The sequence below is a fragment of the Sorangium sp. So ce131 genome, from assembly GCF_051519095.1.
Classification (GTDB): domain Bacteria; phylum Myxococcota_A; class Polyangia; order Polyangiales; family Polyangiaceae; genus Sorangium.
This window is the reverse complement of the sequence record NZ_CP150455.1, coordinates 3,293,694-3,312,358: the sequence shown is the minus strand read 5'-3', so window position 1 is coordinate 3,312,358 and position 18,665 is coordinate 3,293,694. Positions and strand designations below refer to the sequence as shown.

The window sequence follows — 18,665 nt, the reverse complement described above, 5'->3', positions numbered from 1 at the left end:
GACGCGGTTGCGCGGCCGGCGGAGGCGCCGGCGGAGAGAGCTGGAGGCCACCATGCCCATCACGCAAGAGAGCGCTCCCACGGTCGTCTTCGTCGGCATGCCGTTCGGCATCCTCCAGTTCCCCTCGCTAGGCCTCGCCCTCCTCCAGGCGCAGCTGCGCCGCGCCGGCATCCCGGCCCGGACGCTCCACCTGCACCTCGACTTCGCGCAGCTCCTCGGCGTCGAGGCCTATCAGCTCCTCAGCGAGGACGGCGGTCCCGGCGTGATGCCCGGCGAGTGGGTGTTCAGCGCCGAGCTCTTCGGCGACAGCCTGAAGGACGCCGAGTTCGTCCGCGACCAGCTCGCGCCTCAGGGCAAGCCCCGGCTCGTGGAGGCGGCGCTCTGCGCGCGGCGCGCCGCGGCCGACTTCCTCGCCGGCGCCGCGCGCCGCATCCTCGACCTCGGCCCCGCCGTCGTCGGGTTCACGAGCCTGTTCCAGCAGCACGTCCCGTCGCTCGCGCTGGCCCGGCGGCTGCGGCGCGAGCGCCCCGAGCTGCGCCTGCTCCTCGGCGGCGCCAACTGCGAAGGGGAGACGGGCTTCGAGACGGCGCGGAGCTTCCCGTTCCTCGACGCCGTCGTGAGCGGCGAGGCCGACGAGATCATCGTCGACCTCATCGGCCGCCTGCTCGAGGGGCGCGACATCTCCCGCGTCCCCGGCGTCTTCACCCCGGCCGCCGCGCGCCGCATGCTCTCCGGACCGCCGGCCGAGGCGCCGCGCGTCCACGCGATGGACGCGCTGCCTCACCCGGACTTCGACGGGTTCTTCGCCCAGTACACGAGCCTCCCGCGGGGGGCGCCGAGGCCGATCGTACCCTTCGAGACCTCGCGCGGCTGCTGGTGGGGTCAGAAGCACCACTGCGTCTTCTGCGGGCTGAACCCCGACCTCATGGCCTACCGGAGCAAGTCGGCCGCGCGCGCGATCGAGGAGATAGACGCCCTCGCCGCGGCGCACCCCGGCCTGGAGATGGCCGCGATGGACAACATCCTCGACACCCGGTACTTCGACGAGGTGATGCCGGGGCTCGCGCGCCGGCCGGAGCGGCTGAGCATCTTCTACGAGATGAAGGCGAACACGCGGCCCGCGCAGATCCAGCGCTTGCGGAGCGCCGGTGTCCGCACCGTGCAGCCCGGCATCGAGAGCCTGAGCAGCCGCACCCTCGCCCGGATGGACAAGGGCGTCACCGCGGCGCAGAACATCTCGCTCCTCGCGTCCCTCGAGACGTACGGCGTGAGCCCCTTCTGGCTCCTGATCTCCGGCTTCCCGGAGGAGACGGAGGAGGATCTCGAGGCGACGATGGCGCTCTTCCCGCGCCTCGCCCACCTCCAGCCGCCTTCCTGCCTGACCCCGCTCCAGATCAACCGGTTCAGCCCCCACTTCCAGCGGCCGGAGGAGTACGGGCTCACGGGCTTGCGGCCGACGCCGGCGCACGACTACATCTACCCGCTCCCTCGAGAGGCCGTCTCGCGCCTCGCGTACTACTTCTCCTTCGAGTACCGCGACCACGTTCGCCCGCCTGAGGACGTCCGGGCGATCGTCGCTGCGCTGAAGACGTGGCGCGCTCGTTACCAGGACAGCTTCGTCTTCTACGCCGACCACCCGGACGGGGCGCTCTGCGTCGATCACCGCGGGTCGGGCCCGCCCTGCGCCTACACGCTCTCGCCGCTCTCGTTCGCGATCCTGGCGGCGTGCGCCGAGCCGCGCACCGGAGCGGCGCTCCTGAGGCGGGTGTCGAGCGCCTCGTCGCCCTGCGACAAGGCCGCTCTGGACGCGGAGCTCGCCCTGCTCGACGCCCTCGGCCTGGTGTTCCGCGAAGGGGAGCACACCGTCACCGTCGCGCTGCGCTGGCGAGACTACGTGTTGCCCGACCCCGACGAGCCCCCGTTCCGCCGCATCAAACACGAGCGCGCCCGCGAGCTCCTGCGCAGCCATCCGCTCTGCTCGACGGACGAGGCGGCCGCCGCCTGGCGCGCCTGAGACCATCCGCTCTTGACATCCTCGAATCATGATGTGTTGCGCTTCCCCCTGCGGGTTTTCGTGCGGCTGGTGAGGCGGGTGCGCCTACAGAGGCCCACCACGCCGCCCCTTCCGGTCCACGTGATGAGTCCTTGCAGAGAGGGTGCATATCGATGAGGCCGCCATCCGGGAGGATGAGAGATTTCCAGGGACACGCGAGCCTTCGTGCTGTTTATGTCACGTTTTGTAAACAACAGCCGAGGCCGGGAATGCGTGCGTGGCCCCCGGTGCTTGGTGCCTCCGCAGTACCTGCCCATGGGTGGGCAGGAGGAGGAATACACATGCACTGGCTCGATCACGTTCGGAACCTCCGTCGCTTCGCTCCGTCCCGCTCCCTGGGCCTGCGCGCCCTGGTGGGCGTCGGCCTCCTCGCGGGGGCAGGCCTGCTGCTCCCCGAGGTGGCCTCGGCGCAGGAGGAGGATCCCGTTCCCTGCCCGTTCGACGGCGTCCTCTGCCTCTTCGAGGAGGAGGGCTACGGCGGGGAGATCTTCAACGTCCGGGCGCTGAACCCGCAGGTGGGCACGTGCGTCAACCTTCCGGAGCACGGCTGGGAGGGAAGGGCCCACTCCGCCTACAACACCAACGGCGCCGCCGCCGCGATTTTCCAGAACGAGAACTGCATCGGCTACCCGTATCCCGTCTTCGGGGAGAGCGGCCTGAGCCCGCTGCCGTTCGTCCCCAAGAGCGTCTACGTCTTCTGACGCCATGAGGGGGCGTCAGGCGATGGGCATCGCGGCCATCGCCTGACGCGCCCGGGAGGGGCGGTGCGCGGTCACGCCGGCCGACGCCGGCGGGCTGTCAGAGGCACTCGGCCAGGCCGTCGTACAGCGACAGGTCGGTTCCGGGGAGCGCGGCGTCGATCGCCCGATCCAGCGGCGCCGAGAGCGCCTCCACGAGGTCGGCCGCGGCCGTCCCCGGGGCGACGGGCATCTCGCAGAGGAAGATCCTGCCGTCCACCTCCACCTCTCCCGTGGAAGGCAGGATCTCCTCGCTGCTCGCGGCGAGGACCCACACGCAGCTGCCTATCGTCCCGGTGTGCTCCTCGACGGAGCAACGGAATCGCAGCGGCGTGTAGTTGCTGTAATCGCCTTCGCAGAAGGTGTCGCCGCACACGGCGTCGAAGTCGTCGTCGAGGACGCGAAGCAGCCCGTACCAGGCGTCGATCTCGGCCGCGCTCGTGAAGTACGACCCGGCGTCGATGAAGCTCGTCGCGCCGGTCGAGCCGGCCGGAGCCCCCGCGCCGTCCTGCTGCGGAGCGGCGCTCTCCGGGAGCGGCTCGGCGGCGCCGTGCGCGGCGGAGCAGGCGAGCGCGAGGAAGGGAAGAAACATGGACAGGGAGCGATGAACCAACATGGGTGCCTCCATCCGAGCGCGACGCGCGGCGTCGGCTCGAGGTATCACGCCGCTCCCGGGCCTTCGCGCTGCCCCGCAACGGCGAGGGCAGCGCGAGGTCGGACCTCGCGGCGTGTCGCAGGCACTCTTTGCGAGCGGCGTGCCGACGGCTTTTTTGCCGGATCTCGTGCCCCTCTCCGGGTCCCGGGATCTGGCGGCCGCCACGCGCGCCGCCAGATCCGCCAGCGCGGGGCGCGCGCCGCCGTCGATGCGGCGCCTACTCGCAGGTGGTGCCGTCGAAGCAGACCGCGGTGTCCTCCGCGAAGCGGCGGAAGTTCTCTTCCTCGGGGTGGCCCGGGAACGGAACGTAGTAGTAGGAGGGCTTGGCGTCGGCGCCCTCGCCGTGGAAGTAGGTCTGCCACGTCAACACGTACGAGACGCCGCTGCTCTTCGCGATCTCGAGGAGGTGCTCGTTGTACCAGTCCTCCGTGACCTTGCCCTGCCCCGCGGTCGGGAACATGCTCGTGACCTCGGCGGCGGAGAGCGCGACGGCGGAGGCCGAGCCGAGGCCGTAGTTCGACAGGAACTCCGTCTTCAGGCGCTGATCGAGCAGCTTGTCGTGCCACTCGCTCACGTAGGCCGCCGGGTACAGCGCGAGCGAGCCGCCCGACGTCCACTGGCCCACCCGGTGGAGGAGGTTCATCCGGTAGGTGCCCGTCTCCGTGAGCGCGTGGACCTTGTCGTGGGCCTCGGCGACCGCCGCGACGGCGCCGGCGAACGACTTCATGTCCTCGAGATCGGTCGATGTCGCCGCGCGCTCGACCGGATAATAGAGATCGACGCCGACGAGGTCGATCAGATCGTCGCCGGGATACGCCTCGAGGTAATACGCCTCGAGCAGGCTGGACGGCGGCGCGCCGTTGTGGTCGAGGATGGCCTTGGCGGGCGGGCTCTCGTACGCCGCGTCGATCGCGGAGAGCTCCTCGACGAGGCGGGCGCGGAGCAGGTCGCGGGCGAACCCTTCCGGATCCCTGATCTTCTTCTCGGCGGCCGATACCGTCCTGTCGGTCAGCGGCCGCAGCTTGTCGGTCGAGTACGCGAAGAGGATGTTCTCCATCCCCGGTTCTTTCCGGATGGTCTCGGCGAAGGTGCGGTACGCGGCGCGGTACGCGTCGGGCCCGGTGACGGCCGGCTGGCCGCCGAGCAAGCCCTCGCAGTTCCAGTAGGGCTGCCCCCACCAGAACCAGCCGCCGGTGTGCTCGTGGAACGGCCTCAGGATGATCGGCTTGCCGGCGAGCCCGTTCTCGCGGAAGAACTGGGCGACGTATTTCGCGTGGGCCACGAGCCAGGTGCGCGCCGAGAGCCCGGCGTGCGTCCCGTTCTCGATCGGCAGATCATTCGCAATCTTGCAGATGCACGTCAGGCCCTCCGGGATGTCCGCGCGGGAGCCGATGGGGCGCGAGTAGCCCGCCTCGGCATAGAACGGATTGCCGCCGCCCGCGGCGTGGATCGGGACGTCGACGCCGTCGACCGACACGGTCGCGAGCGGCGTCGCGATGTCGGCCGCGAAATCGGAGCGGGTGATGTCGTAGTCGCACGAGGGCGTGTGCCAGTCCATGGTCACGATGCCGCCCGGCTGCTCCAGGGTATAGACCGCCGACTTCGCGAAGATCGCCCGGCGATTCCAGGGGACCGGGTCGAAGACCATCGCGTCGAGGGAGAGGCCGAGCAGCCCGGGGTTCTTCCCCACGACGGCCGCGGCGTCCGACGTCCAGGGCCGGTCGCCATTGCTGGCCGGGGACGCGAAGCTCCAGAACCAGGAGTCCGTACCCACGAGCTTCATCGTGTCCGGATCGTACATCCCCCAGAGGATGCCGTTCTCCTGCCCGAACCGGAATTTGCCGGCCTTCGACGCGTTGCGGAGATCGTCGAGCAGCTCGGTCCTCGGCGTGGCCGGCGGCGGATCCTCATCCTGCGGCGGCGGATCCTCATCCCCCGGCGGCGTGTCTCCCGGCGGCGTGTCTCCCGGCGGCGTGTCCCCGGGCGGCGTGTCTCCCGGCGGCGTGTCTTCGCCCTGCGGGCGGTCATCGTCCGAGGAGCCGCCGCACGCGGCGGCCAAGCACATGATCAATGCGGCATAGAAGCGCGAAGTGAGCTGGATAGACTTCATAGGTTCTTTCCTGCGGCGGGTCCGGGCCGGCAGGGAATCATCGCCAGGGCCCCGGCCCTGTGGACGTGCAAGGAACAGAACCAAGTGAACAGCTTAATCGGTTCAGTGTCAATAGCCAAGTAAAAAGGCGAGATGCCAGCCATCCCGCGCGCGAGCGGGCGGGGCGCTCGGGGGATCCCCGCCTCGCGCCGCGCCGGGGCACATCACATGTCCTCGAGCTCCTTGCCCTTCGTCTCGGGGATGAAGGCCACGACGAACGCCAGCGAGGCCGCGGCGGCGGCGGTGTAGAGCCCGTAGGCGACGCCGAGGCCGGCCTGCTTCAGCGCGGGGAACGTCGCGCTCACGAGGAAGTTCGCCAGCCACTGCGCGGCGGCCGCGATCGAGAGGGCGAGGGCGCGGATGCGGTTGTTGAACATCTCGCCGAGCAGCACCCACGTCACCGGCCCCCAGGAGGCCCCGAAGCAGAAGACATAGAGGTTCGCCGCGAGCAGCGCAGCCGTGCCGGCGGCGCCCCTCAGGACGGGGTTGCCCGCGGCGTCGACGCCCGCCGTGCCGAACACGGCCGTCATGGCGCCGAGCGTGAGCGTCATGCCGACGGAGCCCGCGAGGAGCAGCGGCCTGCGCCCGACGCGGTCGACGGTCGCGATGGCGACGAGGGTGGTCGCGATGTTCGTGACGCCGGTGATCACCGTGATGGCGAGGGAGCTCCGCTCGGAGAACCCGACCGCCTGCCAGAGGACGCTCGAGTAATAGAAGATGACGTTGATGCCGACGAGCTGCTGGAACGCCGAGAGGCCGACGCCGATCCAGACGATGGGCAACACTCCATGGCGGCCGCGCAGGTCCGCGAGCCTGGGGCGGCGCTCGGACGAGAGCGTCCGCTGGACGTCGCGGAGCTTCGCGCGGGCGGCCCCGGCGCCGAGCAGGCCGCGGAGCACGGCGAGCGCCTCGTCCATGCGCCCCTTCGCCGCGAGGTAGCGCGGGGATTCGGGGATCAGGAGCGCGCCGATCCCGTAGAGCAACGCCGGCGGGATCGCGCTCCAGAACATCCAGCGCCACGCGCTCGCGCCGAGCCAGAACGGGCTCGCCGCCGAGCCCGCGGCGCTCGCGATGGCGTAGTCGCCGAGCAGGGCGACGAAGATGCCGACGACGATCGCGAGCTGCTGGAGCGAGCCGAGGCGGCCGCGCAGGTGAGCCGGCGCGATCTCGGCGATGTACGCCGGGGCGACGACGCTGGCCGCGCCGATGGCGACGCCGCCGAGCGCCCGCCACGCGCTGAAGCCCCAGGGCGACATCGCCGCCCCCGAGCCGGCCGCGCTGCCGACGAAGAGCAGCGCGGTCGCCAGCATGGTCCGCGTCCGGCCGAAGCGGTCGGCCAGCCTGCCGGCGATCACCGCGCCGGCGGCCGCGCCGAGCAGCGCCGAGGACACGGCGAGGCCGACCGCGGCCGCGTGCGCCGTGAACACCTTCTCCAGCGCGCCGACGGCGCCGTTGATCACGGCGGTGTCGAACCCGAACAGGAAGCCGCCGAGCGCGGCGACGGACGCGAGCAGCGCGACCCGGGTGGTGGGTGTGTGCTTCTCGCCGGGGCCGTCTCCCGGGTGCACGGCGGGCTCTCCCATGCGTTCGGCCAACCACGAAGCATGCCGGGGCCGGCGGGCGCCTCATCGGCGTCCCCGGCAGGGCGCGCCCGGCTGGGGCACGCGCCTGGCTGGGGCACGCGCTCGGAGGGCATGCGCCCGGCGGGCACGCGCTCGGCTGGGGCACGCGCCCGGCGGGCACGCGCCCGGCGAGGCCCGGCCGTGGTATGTCGCGCGGCATGGCAGCGCCGCGCATCGCCGTCGTCGGCCACGTCGAGCACGTGACGCTCGGACGGGTCGAGGGCATCCCGCGACCCGGAGACATCCTCCACCTGCGCGAGGCGCGCTTCCTGGCGGGCGGGGGCGGCGGCCTCGCCTTCGCGCAGCTCTGCCGGAGCGACGCCGAGATCCACCTGTTCACGGCGCTCGGGCGCGACGAGGCGGCGCGGGCCGTCGAGGCGCGCATCCGGGTCGCGCCGGGGCGCGTGCACGTCCACGCCGCGGTGCGCGCCGTGGATCATCCGCGCGTCGTGATCTTCGTCGACGCGGAGGGCCGCCGCACGATTGTCGTCACCGAGAGCCCGCTCCAGCCGGCGGCGACGGATCCGCTGCCGTGGTCGATCCTCGCCGATTGCGACGCCGTGTACTTCACCGGCGCCGACCCCGAGAGCCTGCGCCTCGCGCGCGCCGCGCGCCGGCTCGTGGTCACGGCCCGCCGCAGCGCGGCGCTCCGGGCCGCGGCGGTGGCGCCGGACGTGATCCTCGGGAGCGTCGCAGATCCGCGCGAGAACGCGGCGCTGGACACGTATGATCCCCGCCCTGGAGCGCTGGTGCTCACCGATGGGCCGCGGCCTGTCCGCGTCTTCCGGCGAGAAGGCGCCGCGCAGATCGATGCGCCGCCGGCGCCCGACAGGGTGGTCGGCGACTACGGCGCCGGCGACAGCTTCGCCGGGGCGCTCACCTTCTTTCTGGCCCACGGGCTCTCGGTCGAGGAAGGGTGCCGGCGCGCAGGGCCATACGGGGCGGCGGTGCTGCGTGGGATCGATCCCAGCGAGACACAGACGGCGCTCATCGCTCCCTGAGCGCGGGAATGGCGTGACCGGTCGGGGGTTGGAGTTGCGCGTTCGTCCCGCCTGAACGATTTCGTCGGTCTTTGATCCCCGCCAGCACCGTGACGCGTGCGGATCGCGCAGCTGAGAGGGCTGTTACGGCCGTGGCTTCATGCCGCGACAGCGCGTAAGATGCCGGCGCGCGGCGCGACAATGCAGCGCATGCGGCGCTCTTCACCTTCAAGCTCTTCAAGGACCTTCGATGTCGACCCAATACGATGCCATTGCTGAAGACTACCAGAGGGCCAAGCGACTCGCGATATTCGACGTGTTCGAGCACACGCTGCTCTGCCGGCTCGGCGCCCTGGACGGGATGTCTGTCCTCGACCTCGCGTGCGGAGAGGGCTTCAATACTCGGAAGCTGAAGCAGCTCGGCGCGGGGCGCACCGTGGGGGTGGACATCTCGGAAGAGATGATCCGCCTGGCCCGCGACCAGGAGGCGCGGCGACCGCTCGGGATCGAGTACGTCTGCAGCGACGTGAAGCAGCTTGGAAAGCTCGGCGAGTTCGATCTGGTGACCGCCGTCTTCCTCCTGAACTACGCCGAGTCGTGGGACGAGCTCGTGAGGATGTGTCAGGTCATCTACGAGAACCTCAAACCTGGCCAGCGCTTCGTCACGATCAACGAGAGCTGCGGCAAGTGGGCCTCCCACGTCGGGAGGTATCGCAAATACGGCATCGGTTTCAAGGCGTCCCTGCCGGTGGGCGACGGCGATCCGGTCAGCCTCGAGCTGCGGAGCGACGAGCGGTCGTGGGTTGAGATCACGTTCCGCACCTTCTTTCAGGGGACGTACGAGCGGGCGCTCAAGGCCGCCGGGTTCCGCGCCGTGACGTGGCACGGCCTGGTCGTGCCGCCCGAGATCGAGGCGAGGGATGGCAAGGAGTTCTGGATCGACCTGATCGAGCACCCGCCGGTCATCCTGATCGAGTGCCAGAAGTAGCGCTGAGGCAGAAGACGCCAGCCCCGGTCGGCTCGCGCGGGTGGCCGTCGTGGCGGCCCGCGTCCGACGCGCAGGACGTGGAGGGCGTCAACGAGTCGATGCCCAGCTTGTCGACTAGGGCAGAACATCGTCGCAGCGCGGCACCACGTCGCGCCCGAGCCGGAGCTCAGCGCGCGTGTCTTACGCACGAGCGGCAGCGTCAACGGTGCCAGTTCACCGGCAGCTTCGACTCGACATTGATGTTTTCCAGGTGAACCGAGAGCTGAGACGGGAGCGTGCACCAGCTCTCGCTCCAGACGTCAATTCGGTGTTCAGTCCCATCATAGAGGAGCAGGTGCATCTTGTCGCTCTTCATGTCGTAGAGGGCGTAATATCGACGTTCTCCGGCCCGGTGATGACATTGGCCCCCGAGGACGAGCCATGGGCCATCCCTGCCTATCGGCTCGACGAAGTGGTCGCAATCGACGAGCCGCTCGTAGTCATCTTCGAGCAGGTAGCGAAGTCGCCTTCCGATCTCCCGGTCCGCAAGAAAGTCACTTGACGGGGAACCGACATAAGAGAGGGGTGGAGGGATGCTGGGCTTAAGAGCACCCCATATGAAGTCGACCGACCCATCCGCATCACGTTCGAGCTCCAGAAGCGACGCTCCGCGCTCCAGGGTGGGATGACTGATGCTGCCCTCCCCATAACCCACGAACTCGATCCGCACACGATCCGGTCCGATGAGCCGCACAGCGCCGACAAATCGAGCACAGCTCTGATAACCAGACTCCTCGACACGAGCGATGTAATCGCCCCCCTGAGAGCACGCTATCTCGACGCTATGGCACCATACGAAAGCCGGCATTCCTTCGATATACTCGTACACTCCAGCCCATCCTGCGAGCGCATCTTCTCCGCTGGTGCGACCGGCGTCCACGCTCCGCGTGGTGTTGATCGTCGCGTGAGGTCCGCAGGGCCGCGAAACGCCTCCTTGCGCCGCAGCAGGCTCCATGGCCTGCTTGAGGGCTCTGTACAATGACGCCGCGTCCTTGTACCGCTCATTCTTGTCCAATGCGGCCGCGATCTTCAGCACGCGCTTGATCGGCTCATCGCAGTCCATCTTATCTATATACCGTCCGACGCGGGCCACCGCCGTGAGAGGCAGATCGCCGCCATGGAGCGCGAACGCGGCCGTCACGGCCAGGCTATAGACGTCGGACCTCGGATCGGCGTCTTGGGGTTTCTCCAGGACTTCCGGCGCCGTATAGATCACGCTCCCGAGCACTCCCGTCCTGGTACCGCCGGTGGTGTCCGCGTCAGCCACCAGATCAAAATCGGTCAGCTTCGGGATACCCGTCTTACCGATCAGTATGTTCGCCGGCTTCACATCTCGATGAATCATTCCCTTCGCGTGAGCGTGGCCGAGCGCATCTGCAACCTGGAGGACGATGGGGATGATGGCCTCGCGGCCAAGCGCCTGCTTGAGCACGGCTTGCCGAAGGTCCTCTCCTTCGACGAGCTCCATCACGAAGTAGTGATGCCCGCCCTCCTCGCCGCGCGTCTCAATCACGCGCACGATGCTCTTGTGCACGAGCTCCGCCATCTTCTGTGCGCCGCGAAAGAAGCGCTCCCGGCGCAGCGTATCGCCGGCGAGGTGGCTGTGCAGCACCTTGATCGCGACCCGCTCCTTACGCACGCGATCGTAGGCGTTCCATACGACCGCGAACCCCCCATGACCCAGCCTGTTCAGGAGCAGGTAGCGTTCGTCGCCCAGGGTGTCGCCCTCACGAAGCCCTCCCTCCCTGAGCTGGCGGCGAAGGTCGGCTATCTCACGATCCAAGGCGCTCGTATCGGCGCCGTGTTCCCGGAGGGCGGCTTTCCGGGCACGTACGCGTGCGATCTGCTCGCTGAGCACACGCGTGTGAGCGTCCGGATAATTCGGCTCGGGTTCGGTCGGGATGGCGCGCGAGAGGAGCGTGCGCAAGCCGCGCGCCACGTCGGTCCATGCCTCGTCCGGGTTGCTCCAGCTGGTGACGGGCACCTGATTGCTCGGCAGGGGGCTCAGCGCCCGGAACGGCGCTCCAGACCAATCACACGCGCGGACGAGGACTGGCACGACGCGAGCGCCAGCGGCCCGTCTTCGCTCGAGGGCGCGTTCTGCCTCGCGCGCACAAGCACGGCTGGCAAGATACTCGGCGGTGACCAGGAGCAGGATGATGTCCGCGTTGTCGAGGTGCTCGGCAGCAGCAGCCCTCCCATCTTCACCCGCCCCGACGAGGCCGGCGTGCCAGCCTCGGATCAGCCCCTCGCGCTCCAGGCCGATGATGTGGGATTCTAGCCTTCGGAAGAGCGCGGAGTCTTCCGATGAATACGAGTAAAATACATTGAGAGGTGCTGGCATGGTGCTCAATGTTAGAATCGGGGAAGAGTATAGTGGGGATCTGAATGGATGTATAGGGCGCTCGCTCCCGCTCTCGTGCCACGACCATGCAGGCATGTCTACCGAGCCCTCGTAGGGTTCGAACCGCCCGCGCCATGGCGCTGTCTCCGTAACTGTCCGGAACGGTCTCGGCGCGCTTGGAGCGGCCATGAGTCAGGCCGTCGACCCAGGTTTCGCGCACATCACCAGGCTGCGCGAACGGGTCGGTGGGTGGCTCGCTCACAGAGCCGGGGGTGGGCAACCAGCATGGCCGCGGCGAGTCGTGCGTGCGGCGGTTCAGCTCGGCAGGTAGGCACTGGTTACCGCGCCTACGCGCTCGACGCGGCAACTTGACCGGATGTTGGTGTTCATCGGTACGCGGGAGGGTCGACAACGGCCGGCTCCCTCGCGCGCATCACGGCGCGCCCCGGTCGGCCAGGGCGAGACGGCTGCCAAGCGGACGCGGGCTCTGGGCGGAGGCTCTACAAAGCGAGCCTGGGGCCGCGCTTGCCGGCGCGATGCAGCGTTCAAAAATCCCGAGGACTTTCGGCGCGCGGCTCGCCGACGCGAGAGCACCACGAAGCGCAGCGGGCTTTCGCCACGGCGGCGACCAGCGGTTCCTGGCTGGTCTCACCTCCGCGAGATCCTTGGCGCCCCCGAGACGACTCGAACGTCCGACCAACGGTTTAGGAAGGCCTGCGCAACCGCAAGAGTCTCCGGACGTTAGCGCCTTGCGTGGGACGATCGTGGGCCTGTCCCGGCGGGGCGTCGAGGCTCTCCGGGCCGTGGCTGCAGGCGGGCCGGGGGCGTGGCGCGTCGTAGAGGACGCGCTCGCCGAGCTCGTGCGCGCCGGGCGGGCGCTCGACACCGCCGCGGGTGGCGAGCCGGCCGACGAGGGTGCCGCTTGAGGTCCGTCGACGTGGTGGCGCTCGCGGGCGAGCTACGGCGCGCTGATCACGGCAGGTACCGTGGTTTCTCCCCTCGCTCGGAGAGCAACGCGCCGCTCAACAGGGGGCGCTCGTTCTGCACGATCGCGCAGCCCGGTGGCTCGCTGCGCGCCGCGGCGCGCTCCTCCTCTTCCGCGGCGAACTCGTCGGCGGCGCGCACGCCGTCGAAGAAGCACGCTGCGATAAGAGGGTCTGTGAGGTCTAGCCCGAGGGCACGCCCCAACCAAACTGCATCCGGGGGGACTCGTCGCGTCGGCACGGGCGCAGCGTAGCAGGCGTTCCCGGCTCCTGGGCGAGGTACTGGACGTCCAGGCCGGCGCCCGGCGGGCTAGTTGTGGGGAGGGGCGGTTCGGCGAGCGCTGGTGCGGCTCAGCCTTCGGGCGGGGCGCTGAGCCGCGCGATCTCGGCGGCCGCGAACTCGAGCGGGATGCCGGCGTAGTCGGCGAGCGTGAGGACCACCTGGTCGAGGGTCATCGTCTCCTGCAGGTGGGCCTCCGCTCGCTCGAGCGCGTACCGCTCCGCGCTGCCGGGGGCGCCGGCGAGCTGCTCGACGCCCAAGCCGGCGTACGCGGCGATCGCGGCGCGAACCTCGTCCGCCGTCATCGTCTCGGCGAAGAGCGCGGCCGCGCGCGCGAAGCACTCGTAGGTCCAGCTCCCCGGGTCGCCCCCGAATGACAGCACGATCAACGTGGCTAGTTCGACGTTCATGGTCTTCCTCCTACACAGCGGCGGCGCGCCGCTGTCTCCGGTCCTTGTCGGGGATCACGCAGCTCGCCAGCAGCGCGCCACCGGCGAGCGCGCGGACCGCGTTCGTCGGGAGCCTCACCGGCCCCCTTTGCAACACGCCGGCGACGCTGCCGGCGCCCTGGCGGGCGTCGGCGGTACGTCCACGCGATCGGCGCGGGCTCGGGTCGCCGAGGCGCCCGACCGGGCGCGGTAGGCCGTCACCACCGCGCGGGTTACCGCGGCGACGACCGACCCTGCGACGATCCCGCCCCCGAACATCCAGGCCTCGCGCACCGTCCACCCAGCTGACGCGCGCGGCCCTCGTCGGTCTACGGGAATAACGCGCACCCAGTCCGCCGGGCCCTCGCGCCTCACGCGGGCCTCGACGCCGGCGCGGCCGCCGAGGCCTCGACGCCGCAGGGGCGCCGCTCACAGCAGCTCCGGCCCACCGCGGCGGCTCGCGGCTGCCGGAACAGCGCCGCCCAGAACCTGAACGCCGCCAGGCCTTCCCGAGCGCCCTCCAGGAACGCCTCCAGGCACTCGCCGGCGTCAGGGTGCACGGCCCGGACCCTTGGAACGCAGTCCCGCAGGATCTCCACCACGCACTCGACCTGCACCAGGGCGTTGCGGTCCAGGGCGCGGACTCGCGCCGGCTCGTTCATGGGGACCGGGAAGATCGGGACCGGGCGCAGCTCCAACGCCCAGTCGAACGCTTCTCGGCGCTCGTCAGCCGACCACCGTGTGACCTCGTCGACGTCGACGCACCGGCCCACCGTCTCGAGCACGAGTCGCACCGTCTCGCAGAAAACCGACTCTCTCTCATCCATCGCGCTCTCCCTTTTCCGGCTAGTCCCTGACGAGCACCCGGATCGCCGCGTCCTTCAGCTGCGCGCGGCCGTTGGCGACCGCCAGGAGGTAGACGTCCAGCGCGACCGCGCGCGCTGCCACCTCGGCCAGGCGCGACACCGCGCGCGCCTCTCGGCCCCGCAACAAGCCCTCTTGTTGAGCGAGATCCACCAGCCGCTTCGCCCCTAGCACCGTTCTTCGCTTCATTCGTCGTCCTCGCTAGATGACCAACGGAGTCCAGTGCAGCGCCGAGCCGAGCCGGCGCGCCGGGCTCGTCACGAGGATCACCATGTCCGGCACCTCGGGCGGCGGACGCGCCGGCGCCGGTGGCGTGGCCGCCGGCGCTGGCGACGCGGGCGCGCCGTCCTCGGCGGGCAGATCCTCGGGGTCGTCGACCGGTTCACGAGACATGGTGCACCTCCCGTGGACCGTCGAGCCGAGCGGGCGCGGAGCGCGGGACGCGCTCGAGGTCGAGCCAGCCTTGGAGACGTCGCGGCGGCGAGGCACCGTCGAGGCGCTCGAGCGCCCCGTCCGCGCGCAGCCGCCGCTTGACGAGGCGCGCGCACTGCTCGCCGCGCACATTCGGCTGGCCGGCGTCGGCGGTCGTCCACACGTCGCCGGCGACGTCCAAGACCACGCCCACGTGCTCCGTCGGCGGCGGGCCGTCGCTGACCAGGTAGATGTCGCCCGGCTCAGGCCGCGCGTCGCGGCTCGCGACTCGAAAATAGGTGTTCCATCGAAGCATGCTGATGTTCCGCGCGGGCCGGTACGTGAGCCCGTCGCCTGGCTCGTTGCGGTTTACGACCGTCGCGTCTCGACAGCCGATCCGCCAAAGCAGCCAGTGACAGATGTACCCGCACGTCGTGCCCTTGCCGCCGTAGTCTTTGGCGATCTCTTCGAACGCCGCGTCTCCCGTGTCGGACGGCACGAACCGGCGGACGAGGCTCACCGCCTCTTGTCGCAGTGAGAGGCCGGGGCGTGGCAGCGCCACCGGCCGCCGGAACCACCACCAGAGCGCGCCCGCCGCCGCGATCGCGGCCGGGAACCACAGGTCAGGCACGGCAGCGGGACGCGTCACCAGGTGCTCCAGTTGAGACCGTCGCAAATGAGCCGCGTCCGCGCGAGCGGGGTGCTGACGACCAGAGACGCACCGCCTTCGACCGTCTCACCGCCCTTCGCAAGAATCGTGGTCGGAGTGCTGCTGTTCCCCACCTCCGCCAGGATCACCCGAGCGCCGGTGTTCCCCTGGGCGTCCGGGAGGATCAGGTTGTACGAGCCGGCGGAGTACTTCACGTACTCGTCACGGGCCACTTGGTACGCCCCGGTGATGGTCCGCAGCTGCTGGTCCATCGCGGGGCGCACGTAGCCCTCATCCCACGGCCGCTTGTATCGACCGCCGGCGACCCAGCCACCCGTAGAAACGGTCAGCGTGGCCGCCGTGGAGCCGACCACCTTCCCGCCGATGGCGGTACCCGTGCCCTCCGAGACATCGAACTTGGCCGTGGTTCCAGTCGGGTCCTCACCAAGTACGTAGTCCCTCCACGCCATGCGCGCCGCGGCCTCGATCGTGAGGCCGGCCCCGTGGCCGAAGATGAGGCTCTGATATAGCCCGGGGGCGCAGTCCAGACCGCCGACACCGCCGAGGTAGAGCCCGGCAGAAGATGTAATCGCAGCCGCTGTGGTCTGGACGCGCTGAAGCAACTGGCCGTTCGCGAAGACCGCCGCGTGCCCAGCGGGATCGCAAAAGAGGAAGAGTCGCGAGTGCCTGAAGCGCTGGAGCCCCGGAGTGAAGTTCGACACCGGGATGCACGGCGACGCGCTCTTCCAGTACAAGACGACGTTCGAGTTGCGCGCCGCGAGGAGCATGCCGTTGCTGTACGGGCTCTCGAGCTGCGCTATTACCCTCGTGCCCGAGGATACCTCGAACGGCATGAAGTCAACGCGCAGAAAGAACGCGTTGGCACCGGGGTTGAGCCCGGGCTGAGCTGGGAAGGCGATGCGGTCAGTCGGTGCGCGCAGCTCCACACACGCCTGTGGCTGGCGGCGCACGAACGGCTGAGGAAAACGCTCGTCCACGGGCCCCTGACCCACCGCTGTGATGATCGGACGCGCGCCGTCCTGACCCATCAGCTGGTAGCCGGCTCGGTAAGGGTGCAGCCCGTCACCCTGCATCTGGGGCGCGCCGATCCGTGCGGTCGCGTGGACGAAGGTCCACAGGCCGCCGCGCGCGGGAACGGCCTCGCTGGCGAGCCACGTGTTCAGCTGGGATCGAACGCTCTCCTTCGCGGCCTGGTTGGTGACGCCCGACGTCACGGGCATGACCGACCACCTGTACTTCCTCGCGCCAGGACAGTAGTTGTCCAAGAGAGCTTCGTACGTGAGCTCTCGCGTCTTGCACGCAGCGAGCGCGTCAGCCTCGCTCGACCCGGCGTCAATCAAGGCGATGACGTCGTTCGTTCCACCCATGACGATGACGTCCGTTGGGGTCGCGTCCCACGACGCGACGATGGCCGGGAGCATGTCCGCGAGGCCCTCGCACAGCGTGATGGTCCCGGACCCGGCGGTCAGGACACCGATCGCCGACCCCCCCTCGTACTGCGCCGGCTGGATGTCGTTGCCGTTCACCGTCGCCGCGTACACGAGCTGTTGCGCGACGGCGTAGGTGGGTGTTGCGCCGGTCGATGTCAGGTAGAACGGGTCGCCGACCAGGAGCGTGTGCCCTGGCGCGGTGATGGTCCCGGTCGAGGTGTTCACGCCCGTAACGGTCGTCGTCTTCACCAGGCGGCGGCCCGTGTAGCAGTTGTGTCTCCAGTCCCACAGCCCGGTCGCGGGGCTGTCGTGGAGGTCCTCGGTGAGCGGGTACCGCCCCCACTGCTGGCCGGTGCCGTTCAGCGCGCCGAAACCCCGGCCCACCATCCGAAATGGGATGCCGTGCGCGATCAGGGCGCGTTGGACGACGACGCGAGAGCCCGTCGCTGCCTCCTGAGAGGCTGGGTAGCCCACGCCGTTGCTGTCGCCCAACCAGGCGAGGACGACCCCCGCCCCGCTGGCGGCGTGATCGGACAGGGGCACCGGGTAGAGAGCCTTGTTCGGCACGTGCTAGGCCCTCCCGACGGTGGCGTGGAGTTGCCACTGGATTGACGTTGCGGCGACGCCCGTCGCGCGGACCAGCACGGCGCCGCCGGAGACGGCCAGGGTCACGCCCGCCGGGCTGAAGCTGCTGTCCGCGGGCGAGGCCGACGTGGTGGCGCCGACTGCGGTAACGGTGCCGCCCACTCGCTTTGCGGCCGCAACGAAGTGCTGGACGAAGGTCGCGCCGTCGGAGACTCTCCGCCCGATCAACATCCCCGTCAGGCCGTAGGAGCCGTCCTGCGACGGCGTGTAGCTCGCGACAGCGGTGGGCGTCGCGTCGCTCGTGGCGACGCTGCCCGACACGCTGGAGCTGCCCGACGCGTTGGAGCTCGCGGCCAGCTCGGCGGCGCTCACGGAGAAGACGATTGCCGTGGAGCCGGTCTCCCGCTTCGCGCGGTAGTAGGGTGAGCCGTCGTTGACCTGGTACTTCGTGCCGGCTGCGCCGGAGCTCACACGGTAGCGGCCCAGGTCCGCCCAGTTCACGCCGTCGTTGCTGCCCTGGAGGAGCACGGTGTGTCCCTCCGCTCCGCCGGTGATCACGAACTCCCGCGCCTGGCCGAGCTCGGAGGCGTCCGCGGCGGCGCCGGTGCCCCCAGCCGAGGTCGGCACGTCAATGGTAATCGCGCTCAGGCTCATGCTACGCTCTCCTGTCTGGTCTCCGGGACCGCGGAACGAGAAATGGTGATCACGGTGCCGTCCAGGGTCATGCGCTTCCCGCCGGCGCCTGCGGCGCTGCGGCGCACCGCCTGGTGGACATCAGCGACAGTGAAGTAGCCGCGCTTCGGCTGCGACTTGTCGAAACCGCTGTTCCACTCGTAGACCTTCCGACGAAAAGACTCCTCCGACTCACGGTCACCCAGCCGGAAGTCCAAGGGCTTCCCGGCGTCGCCGGGAAGGAAGTTGAGCATGTACAGCTCCGCCGGGTTGGCGCCCGCTGCACGGCGCGCCAGGCGCCGGTAGAACGGGCCGACAACCCAGCGCACCTGACGCTCAGCGCTCCACGTCGTGATCTCGCGAATACGGGTCTCGGAGTCGAACCCCGGGAGCCGGGCTCCCGTGGTGAGCTGGATCAGCCCCGCTGCCGGCAGCGGGTTGAGGGCGTCGGCCCGGAACCCGGACTCCCGGCTTATGACCACCGCCATCGAGTCGACGGGGATCCGGAGCTCGGCGCAGAGATCCACGAGGGCGGCCCTGGCGGAGGGGGTGAGGCGCTCCAGGCCCGGGAGCGCGAGGATCGTGTCCTGGGGCCACCCGCCCGGCTCGGGGCGCGCGCCGGCCCAGCCCTCCCAGCCGGGAGGGAGCGGTGGCGCCGGCGTCGTGCGCGCGATCTGGCGCGCGCGCTCGCTGCGCGCGCTGAACAGCGCGCGCCGGCGCCAGAGCGCGAACGCGCCACCGCCGGCCAGCGCGAGCACGGCCACGCTGAGCGGGT

17 protein-coding genes are annotated in these 18,665 nt (G+C 70.1%); 4 read left to right on the top strand and 13 right to left on the bottom strand.

The window, feature by feature from the left end:
* Positions 1-52 precede the first annotated feature (52 nt).
* Together WMF43_RS12335 and WMF43_RS12330 are read left to right on the top strand one after the other, a co-directional pair.
* Positions 53-2,014, top strand: a complete 1,962-nt coding sequence (locus WMF43_RS12335; protein WP_437680007.1) for a RiPP maturation radical SAM C-methyltransferase — start codon at positions 53-55, stop codon at positions 2,012-2,014.
* 320 nt (positions 2,015-2,334) lie between these two features.
* Complete coding sequence (locus WMF43_RS12330) at positions 2,335-2,754, top strand: peptidase inhibitor family I36 protein (RefSeq protein WP_437680005.1); 420 nt, start codon at positions 2,335-2,337, stop codon at positions 2,752-2,754.
* A gap of 97 nt (positions 2,755-2,851) precedes the next feature.
* Here WMF43_RS12330 and WMF43_RS12325 read toward each other — a convergent pair whose 3' ends face one another.
* The 3 genes from WMF43_RS12325 to WMF43_RS12315 form a co-directional block, all read right to left on the bottom strand.
* Positions 2,852-3,406 carry a hypothetical protein gene (locus WMF43_RS12325; RefSeq protein ID WP_437680003.1) on the bottom strand — a complete coding sequence of 185 codons (555 nt, stop codon included), beginning with the start codon at positions 3,404-3,406 and terminating at the stop codon, positions 2,852-2,854.
* Positions 3,407-3,662: 256 nt separating this feature from the next.
* On the bottom strand, positions 3,663-5,555 hold the full coding sequence (locus WMF43_RS12320) for a glycosyl hydrolase (RefSeq protein WP_437680001.1): 1,893 nt from the start codon (positions 5,553-5,555) through the stop codon (positions 3,663-3,665).
* Between the two features lie 203 nt (positions 5,556-5,758).
* Positions 5,759-7,177 (bottom strand): sugar porter family MFS transporter, encoded by a 1,419-nt coding sequence (locus WMF43_RS12315; RefSeq protein ID WP_437680000.1) that lies wholly within the window; start codon positions 7,175-7,177, stop codon positions 5,759-5,761.
* A gap of 197 nt (positions 7,178-7,374) precedes the next feature.
* On the opposite strand from WMF43_RS12315, the gene WMF43_RS12310 reads away from it, so the two are divergent.
* Together WMF43_RS12310 and WMF43_RS12305 are read left to right on the top strand one after the other, a co-directional pair.
* On the top strand, positions 7,375-8,217 hold the full coding sequence (locus tag WMF43_RS12310) for a PfkB family carbohydrate kinase (protein WP_437679998.1): 843 nt from the start codon (positions 7,375-7,377) through the stop codon (positions 8,215-8,217).
* A gap of 229 nt (positions 8,218-8,446) precedes the next feature.
* Positions 8,447-9,184: a class I SAM-dependent methyltransferase gene (locus WMF43_RS12305; protein WP_437679996.1), complete on the top strand. Its 738-nt coding sequence runs from the start codon at positions 8,447-8,449 to the stop codon at positions 9,182-9,184.
* 199 nt (positions 9,185-9,383) lie between these two features.
* Here the strand turns inward: WMF43_RS12305 and WMF43_RS12300 are convergent, their stop codons facing one another.
* The 10 genes from WMF43_RS12300 to WMF43_RS12255 all read right to left on the bottom strand — a co-directional run bounded on the left by WMF43_RS12300 (position 9,384) and on the right by WMF43_RS12255 (position 18,654).
* On the bottom strand, positions 9,384-11,567 hold the full coding sequence (locus WMF43_RS12300; protein WP_437679995.1) for a protein kinase domain-containing protein: 2,184 nt from the start codon (positions 11,565-11,567) through the stop codon (positions 9,384-9,386).
* Between the two features lie 972 nt (positions 11,568-12,539).
* The gene (locus tag WMF43_RS12295) at positions 12,540-12,755 is read right to left on the bottom strand and encodes a hypothetical protein (RefSeq protein ID WP_437679993.1); all 216 of its coding nucleotides are present in this window, start codon (positions 12,753-12,755) and stop codon (positions 12,540-12,542) included.
* Between the two features lie 146 nt (positions 12,756-12,901).
* Complete coding sequence (locus tag WMF43_RS12290) at positions 12,902-13,240, bottom strand: hypothetical protein (RefSeq protein ID WP_437679991.1); 339 nt, start codon at positions 13,238-13,240, stop codon at positions 12,902-12,904.
* 389 nt (positions 13,241-13,629) lie between these two features.
* Positions 13,630-14,085, bottom strand: coding sequence for a hypothetical protein (locus tag WMF43_RS12285; RefSeq protein ID WP_437679989.1), 456 nt, complete (start codon positions 14,083-14,085; stop codon positions 13,630-13,632).
* A 19-nt stretch (positions 14,086-14,104) separates the two neighbouring features.
* The gene (locus WMF43_RS12280) at positions 14,105-14,311 is read right to left on the bottom strand and encodes a hypothetical protein (RefSeq protein ID WP_437679988.1); all 207 of its coding nucleotides are present in this window, start codon (positions 14,309-14,311) and stop codon (positions 14,105-14,107) included.
* A 12-nt stretch (positions 14,312-14,323) separates the two neighbouring features.
* The gene (locus tag WMF43_RS12275) at positions 14,324-14,515 is read right to left on the bottom strand and encodes a hypothetical protein (protein WP_437679986.1); all 192 of its coding nucleotides are present in this window, start codon (positions 14,513-14,515) and stop codon (positions 14,324-14,326) included.
* On the bottom strand, positions 14,505-15,182 hold the full coding sequence (locus WMF43_RS12270) for a hypothetical protein (RefSeq protein WP_437679984.1): 678 nt from the start codon (positions 15,180-15,182) through the stop codon (positions 14,505-14,507). The genes WMF43_RS12275 and WMF43_RS12270 overlap by 11 nt, the downstream gene beginning before the upstream one ends.
* Positions 15,179-17,200 (bottom strand): SGNH/GDSL hydrolase family protein, encoded by a 2,022-nt coding sequence (locus WMF43_RS12265; protein ID WP_437679982.1) that lies wholly within the window; start codon positions 17,198-17,200, stop codon positions 15,179-15,181. The genes WMF43_RS12270 and WMF43_RS12265 overlap by 4 nt, the downstream gene beginning before the upstream one ends.
* Before the next feature lie 3 nt (positions 17,201-17,203).
* Positions 17,204-17,872 (bottom strand): hypothetical protein, encoded by a 669-nt coding sequence (locus WMF43_RS12260; RefSeq protein ID WP_437679981.1) that lies wholly within the window; start codon positions 17,870-17,872, stop codon positions 17,204-17,206.
* Positions 17,869-18,654, bottom strand: a complete 786-nt coding sequence (locus WMF43_RS12255; RefSeq protein ID WP_437679979.1) for a hypothetical protein — start codon at positions 18,652-18,654, stop codon at positions 17,869-17,871. Before WMF43_RS12255 ends, WMF43_RS12260 begins: the two co-directional genes overlap by 4 nt.
* Positions 18,655-18,665: the final 11 nt, after the last annotated feature.